We start from the raw sequence: 4,880 nt of genomic DNA, 5'->3' as shown, positions 1-4,880 counted from the left end.
ATATATAAGTAGATAACCACAAATAAACCCAAACTCTGTAACAAAATAGAACATAATCAAAAATTATTGATATTGGTTCTTGATCACATAGTTATATTTAATTCTGCCGGGCTACTTAAAAAATAACTTTTGTCAGAATCAAATTTGTACAATAGTAGAGAAAAATAGAAGATTCTGTAATTCAAAATCTGAGAATATTTCAGGAGGAATAATTAATGAAAAAAGCCTCTAGGTACTGGATTATATCTTTGCTATTAGCCTTAATTATTTTGTTAGGCTTACCAAGCCCTAGCTATGCTGATAGTCAATCTATTACTACTAAAACAATCCATGTTTTAAATCGTCTTAGTTTTGGTCCTAGACCAGGAGATATAGAACGAGTTAAATCTATGGGAATTAATAATTATATTCAATCTCAACTGAGACCAGAAACTATTAGAGAACCTCAACAATTAACCAATGAACTATCAAAATTAAAGACCTTAAATCTAAACCCTGTTGAACTTTTTAATGAGTACGGCCCCCTACCTCCCAGGAAACAAAAACAACTAACTCAAAAACAGAAACAAGCCAGAAATAAGCGAATGAGAATAATTTTTAACCAAGCTATAAAATCCAACTTACTTAGAGCAATATCTAGTAATAGACAACTGCAAGAAGTAATGATTAACTTTTGGTTCAATCACTTTAATATTTCTGTTACTAAAGGGCGACCAATTAGGCTTTGGATAGGAACTTATGAACGAGATGCAATTCGACCTTATGCACTTGGTAATTTTCGGGATTTATTAAGTGCGACAGCCCATCATCCAGCTATGTTATTCTATTTAGATAATTGGCTCAATACTGCTCCTGGCAGTCCAGGTGTTCGTGGTCCTTTGAAAGGCTTAAATGAAAACTATGCCCGCGAACTTATGGAACTTCATACGATGGGAGTAAATGGTGGTTATAAACAAGAAGATATAATTACTTTAGCAAGGATTTTTACAGGTTGGGGAATACAACGTCGCAGTGGAGACGGAAGTGGATTTAAGTTTGATGCAAACCGTCATGATAATAGTGACAAAATCTTCTTAGGAATACCCATTAAAGGTGGTGGAATAGAAGAAGGAGAAAAAGCCTTAGATATTCTTGCAAATCATCCCTCTACCGCCCGTTTTATTAGTTATAAATTAGCTCAATATTTCGTTGCCGATACACCTCCTGGCAGCTTAGTCAATAAACTAGCTAAAAGTTTTCAAGAAACTAATGGCAACATTCGTTATGTGTTAGAAACTTTATTTAAAAGTCCTGAATTTTGGAATGAAAAATATTATTGGAGCAAATTTAAAACCCCTTATCAATATATTACTTCTGCAGCTAGAGCAACGGCTACTGACAAACCTAAATTTGGTAGAATTAATGGAATGTTATCCCAATTAGGGATGCCTCTTTATCACTGTGCTACTCCTGATGGTTATAAAAATACTAAAGAAGCTTGGTTAAATTCTGATGCCATGATGCGTCGAACTAGCTTTGCGACAATTATATCTCGTGGTCAGTTAAACCAAGGAAAACCAATACCTATAAATCATCAGCAACTTAAGGTAACTTTAGGAAATAATTTTTCTGCCCAAACTCAAGCTGTAATTAGTAATAGTCCAGATAATTTACAAGCAGCTTTAATTTTAGGTAGTCCAGAAATGATGGAAAGATAAATTAATTGATAATTGATAATGGATAATTGATAATGGATAATTGATAATGGATAATTGATAATGAAAGAGTTTTTTAAACCTATAATTTTCATTTTAAACGGCTTTGTTGTATGAAAGTATATAGCTGCCACACTTGCTTGTGCATATGTACAATAATGACGTGCGGAAACTGCTGTAACTATTGTCCAATAGATGAATAGAACATCCACATTGATGTGAAAAAAGGCTGAAACTATTGCCTGTAAAGGCTTTGATGTTTAATTTTCCAGCCCTAACTATTGTACAATAGATGAATAGAACATCAATAATTGCGAAAGAGAGCGATATAGCTGCAGAATGGATGTTCTATCGCTACTTTCATGTAACAAAGCCCATTTAAACTGTAACTCATGGGAGGTAATAATATAGCGCTACGCATTAAGGTTAGGACATTTCTAAATCCTGTTTGCGCAGCATGACCTAGGAAAACCCTTTGACAGTCTGCTGTTCCCTGTTCCCAGTTAAGTGTTCCCGATTCAAGTAGCGCTATAACTAATAATATCATGTCCGTTTATATCGTTTGTGTAAACCCAAGTGTAAATATCTACAGGAAATTTAAGTTTTTTTCTTGATATTAAGCCTTGCTACCTGTTCCCTGTTCCCAGTTAAGTGTTCCCTGTTCCCTGTTCCCTACCTTTGCTATACAATACCGATGCTAGCGGACATGATATAACTAATAACTGATAACTGATTTAGGAGGAACTATGAAAAGACGTAAATTTTTACAATTAACAAGTTTATTAACTGCTTCAGGAATTATCTCTGTTGGTAGTCATGGTTGGGTAGCAAAAGGATTAGCTCAAACCAATAATCGTAAAAGATTAATAGTTGTTTTTCTCCGAGGAGGAATTGATGGATTAAATGTAGTTATTCCCCACCAAGAAGACGTTTATTATGATGTGCGACCAAAAATAGCAATTCCCGCCCCAGGAGAACAAAACGGATCTATAAATTTAGATGGTCAATTTGGTTTACATCCCGCTCTGGCAAGTATCATGCCTCTCTGGCAAAATCGCAGTTTAGCTTTTATTCACGCTTGCGGTTTAAACAACGATACTCGCTCCCATTTTGATGCCCAATATTATATGGAAACAGGTATTCCAGGTAATAAAAAAATCCCTGACGGATGGATGAATCGCCTATTAGCAAATCTCCCCAAAGATAGACCTACTCAAGCAGTTAACTTAGGAGATACACCACCGCGCATTCTCATGGGTGGAATGCCAGTTGCTAGTCTCCCCACAGGTAGAAAGTCAACCCGTCGTTTACCAATAGACCGCCCCAAAATTTATGCAGCATTCGATCGCCTTTATAGTGGCAATGATGAACTGAGTAGAGTTTACCAAGAAGGTCGTCAAGCAAGAGACTTATTATTAGCTGACCTGGAGAAAGAAATGGAAGAAGCTTCTGGAGGAGCACCACCACCAAAAGGTTTTGCTGGGGATGCCAAAAATTTAGCTCAAATAATGGTGGGTGATTCCAGAACTCAATTAGGGTTTCTTGCTGTCGGTAATTGGGATACTCATGTTAACCAAGGTAACAGTCGAGGTATGTTAGCAAGAAGATTAAAACCTCTTGGGGAAGGTTTAGTTACTCTAGTGCAGGAGTTGGGTTCCCTTTACTCAGATACCACGATTTTAGTAATGTCAGAATTTGGTCGTACAGTTAAAGAAAATGGTAATGGTGGTACCGATCATGGTCATGGTAATGTGATGTGGGTTTTAGGGGGTGGAGTTGGTGGGGGTCAGGTTTACGGACAGTGGCCTGGTTTAGATGAATCAGAGTTGTTCCAAGGACGTGATTTGGCAGTGACAACAGATTTTCGGAGTGTGATTTCTAGTGTTTTACAACAGCATCTTGGTATGGAGCGATCGCAAATATCACGGGTGTTTCCTGGTTATTCTTTTGATGGGGGTTTAGGTTTATTGTAACGAACCCAGAAACCCGGTTTCTTGAAGAAACCGGGTTTCTTTAATCCCATTCATTTTTAACCGCATCCCAATCTAACCATTTTGCTTTTTGGGGGTTGCCACCAGCATTTTTTAATTCTTTCATCGCTTCAGATACAATAGTTTTATATTCCGTATTTTCGTTCCAATTGATAATAGTTTCCCCAAGCAGTAATGCTCAATTGCACTGCTGTTTTATTGCCTTGAGAATATACTAAAAATCTCACATATTTTAAGGTTTATTGCAAATCGCTCATGGTTTTATCATCCTTTTTTTGAAATGCTTTTTCTCAATTATATATAGTGGTAAGTCAAAAGTTAAAAGTATTGCTCTTTATTTCTCATAAATCATTCCTGATGGCTATCTTTTTATTCTGATATTACTAACAGGACTTACGCAGAGCCACCATATATGATAGGGGTTAACGGCCATCGACCCCTACAGGTGGTGTATATTTTTATATTTTGTGTAAGTCCTCATTAATAACAACAAAAAAATTTAGAGGTAAATTCTATGGGCGGTACAATTTCTGGGAACAACAATACTCAAGGTAACGACAATATTCACGGAAATAATAATATTCGCGGAAATAATAATGTTGCAGGTGGAGAACAAATAAGAGCTACTAAAGTAGTAGAGATGTTGGCAGACTTGGAAGAGAAAATTCTGAATTTTACTCCATTACCTGAAGCTAACCGAGAAAATTCTATTACGCGCTTAAAAGCAGCTAAAGTAGAAGCAAAAGAGTCTCAACCAGATAAAGAGTCTATTGCTAAGAGTCTTAAACGAGTGAATGAAACTTTGAATGAAGCAGGTAAGACGACTGAGGAAGTAAAAGAGTTAGTTAATGAACTTTTTCCCACTGTTAAAAAAGTTGCTGGATATCTAGGATATGCTGCTGGAAAAATTTGGATGATGTGACATTGATATTTGTTATAAATCAATTACCAAATACGTCAAATTAATCTCGTTTATTTATTATGAATTAATCAACTATTTTAGGTAATGAGAATATACAAGGTAATAAGAATGTACAAGGTAATGAGAATATACAAGGTAACAATAATAATGTTGATAAATCTGATGTGAAAGTTGACGTGACAGTTAATTTAGTCAAGAATAAATCTCCTATTGAAAAAACTTTAGATGGTTGTCAAGAGGAAGATGAAGAATATGAAATTAGCTATATTATTT

3 protein-coding genes are annotated in these 4,880 nt (G+C 35.7%); all 3 read left to right on the top strand.

Annotated elements, in window-relative coordinates:
* Window positions 1-215 precede the first annotated feature (215 nt).
* The 3 genes from AFK68_RS10410 to AFK68_RS10400 all read left to right on the top strand — a co-directional run bounded on the left by AFK68_RS10410 (window position 216) and on the right by AFK68_RS10400 (window position 4,607).
* Window positions 216-1,697 carry a DUF1800 domain-containing protein gene (locus AFK68_RS10410; protein ID WP_094672644.1) on the top strand — a complete coding sequence of 494 codons (1,482 nt, stop codon included), beginning with the start codon at window positions 216-218 and terminating at the stop codon, window positions 1,695-1,697.
* Between the two features lie 743 nt (window positions 1,698-2,440).
* Entirely contained in the window at window positions 2,441-3,667 is a 1,227-nt protein-coding gene (locus AFK68_RS10405; protein ID WP_094672643.1) for a DUF1501 domain-containing protein, read from the top strand.
* A 532-nt stretch (window positions 3,668-4,199) separates the two neighbouring features.
* Window positions 4,200-4,607 (top strand): hypothetical protein, encoded by a 408-nt coding sequence (locus AFK68_RS10400; RefSeq protein ID WP_094672642.1) that lies wholly within the window; start codon window positions 4,200-4,202, stop codon window positions 4,605-4,607.
* Window positions 4,608-4,880: the final 273 nt, after the last annotated feature.

Source organism: Hydrocoleum sp. CS-953 (assembly GCF_002260545.1).
Taxonomy (GTDB): Bacteria; Cyanobacteriota; Cyanobacteriia; order Cyanobacteriales; family Microcoleaceae; genus Trichodesmium.
This window is presented reverse-complemented; position numbering and strand designations above follow the sequence as displayed.

Excerpts from the sequence above, each read along its gene's own strand:
- AFK68_RS10400 (WP_094672642.1), top strand. The coding sequence starts at position 4,200 with ATGGGCGGTACAATTTCTGGGAACAACAATACTCAAGGTAACGACAAT.
- AFK68_RS10405 (WP_094672643.1), top strand. The coding sequence starts at position 2,441 with ATGAAAAGACGTAAATTTTTACAATTAACAAGTTTATTAACTGCTTCA.
- AFK68_RS10410 (WP_094672644.1), top strand. The coding sequence starts at position 216 with ATGAAAAAAGCCTCTAGGTACTGGATTATATCTTTGCTATTAGCCTTA.